The 2,181-nt window shown below is 65.4% G+C and carries 2 protein-coding genes; both read left to right on the top strand.

From position 1 onward, the window contains the following. Nucleotides 1–282 (top strand): fibronectin type III-like domain-contianing protein (locus GJ632_RS21065; protein WP_197428143.1); only part of this gene is annotated, 282 nt, incomplete at its 5' end. Nucleotides 283–641: 359 nt separating this feature from the next. Continuing rightward, the coding region (locus GJ632_RS21070) for a surface glycoprotein (protein WP_197428144.1) at nucleotides 642–2,181 on the top strand (1,540 nt) is incomplete at its 3' end.

A 2,181-nucleotide genomic window follows, 5' to 3' on the forward strand; every position in this document is an offset into this window, starting at 1 on the left:
GTCGAGAACACCGGCGACCGGGCCGGGACCGAAGTCGTCCAGGTGTACCTCAGAGACCCGGTCGGCAGTCGCGCGCGGCCGGTCAGGGAGTTGGTCCGCTTCGAGAACGTCGACCTCGACGCCGGCGCGTCGGCGACCGTCTCGTTCGACCTGACGGCGGCCGACCTCGCGTTCTGGACGGCCGACGAGGCCTACGCCGCGGAACCCGGCGAGTTCGAGGTGCAGGTCGGCCACGCGGCCGACGACATCGCCGCGGTCGAGACGTTCGAACTGGTCGAGTGAGGCGGTCGGCGGATCGGTCGCCGCCGACTGCGCGCGAGGGTTCGGTCGCCGCCGACTGCGCGCGAATCGGCCGGAGCTGTCAGCTTCCTGTCGAACGCCGTGTCAGAAGCCACGACGACGACCGGGAAGGATAGTTTCGAGTACAAGAGCGTGATGGCCGGGTGAACAGACAGTTTCGATGTATTTGATGTACGGCTGGCAGTATTTTTTTCCAACCCAGAAGGCACTTATAACAAGGGCGATGCATCCGAGATACCCCTACCCGAGGGACGCAATCCGAGTACGTCGCCGTGCGCCTCCGAGCAGTCGGGCTCGGGCGGTCGTAGGCCAAAGCTTGCGTTCCGTCGCAGTCTCCAACTATGAGTGAAACATCGAAACTCCGCGCAGTCACCCTCGCGGCGCTGATGGTCTGCTCCGTCTTCGCAGGAGCCATCGCGTTCTCGGGGTCGGCTGCCGCCGACAACCACGAGTTCACCTACGAAGGTGGCGCGGCCCACTACCAGACCGGTGGTCAGGCCGTCGTCGAAGTACCGTTCAACAGCAACGTCGATAGCGCCAGTCTGACGGCAGCGAACTTCACGCTGACCGACGACGACGAGAACGTCTCCGACGCTATCACCGACATCTCCGCGAGTGGCGGTACGGTGACCGTCGAGACGAACGAGGTCGTCCGTTCGAACGACCTCGAACTCGAACTCTCGGGCGACATCCGCAACGCGACCGGTGAGACGCTCGCGAACGACGGTACCTACGACGTCGACTTCGCGGCCGTCACCGTGGGCGCGGACGGCGACGTCAACGCCTACAAGGGCTCGAAAGTCGCCGTCGTCGCCGACAGCGGCTCGACCGACGTCGAAATCGTCGGGACGGACGACGACAACAACTACTTCCGCTCGGGCAACACGGGCACGAACAGCGAAGTCTACATCTTCGACACGTCGAACCGTCAGCTCGGCGAGTACGAGGTCACCTACGAGAACGGCTCGACGGCGACCGTCACGGTCCGTCAACTCGGCCTCAGCGCCAACATCGACGACACGAACATCACGACCGACGACGACGTCGAGGGTAACGTGACGGCGAACGCGGGCAACCGCGACGTCGACGTCGTCCTCCTCGACGGCGACGACGACGAAGTCGCCTCCGACACCGTGTCCCTCAGCGGGCAGGGCGAGGCCGACTTCAGCTTCGACGTCTCCGACACGGGCGACTACACGGTCGAAGCGACCGACCTCGACTCCGGCGTCACCAACGAGTCCGAGTCCATCACCGTCTCGAAAGCCGGTGAGGGTCGCGCAGACGTCGCAGAGGGCGTCGTCACCGAGCAGCGCGGTGACATCGCCAACATCACCGTCGACCTGCAGAACACCGACACCGCGACGCTGACCGTCGGCGACGACGACGTCGGCTACCGCACGAACGTGACCGTCGAGGACGGCTCCGACGACGGTCAGGTCACGGTCCAGTTCAACACCTACGAGGCCTCCATCGGGAACGCGCAGAACGCCTTCGAGGTGGCAGACTCCGACGACTCCATCGAGAACGTCGAACCCGACAGCCAGAACCAGATCGACTCGCTCCTCGACGCGGGCGAGTACCCGCTCGAAGTCCGCTCGGGTGACGACGCCTCCGTCGACGCCGAGGGCGTCGGCACGCTCGTCCTCGAAGAGCGCAACACGAGCGCGCTCGACAGCTGGACGGCCGCGTCCGGCACCGACTTCGAGGACACCGAAGCGGTCTACGAAGCGGTCCAGAACAGCAACCTCACGCAGGACGACCAGATAGCGTACGGTGACCTCGCCGTTCACCAGCTTCAGCCTCCGGCCTCGAAGGAGCGATCGACGCGAACGACGACGACGCGGACGTCCGAGTTCTGGTCGCTCGAACAGAGCGGCGGCG

The sequence above is a fragment of the Halogeometricum sp. CBA1124 genome (assembly GCF_009741955.1).
In the GTDB taxonomy this organism is placed as follows: Archaea; Halobacteriota; Halobacteria; order Halobacteriales; family Haloferacaceae; genus Halogeometricum; species Halogeometricum rufum.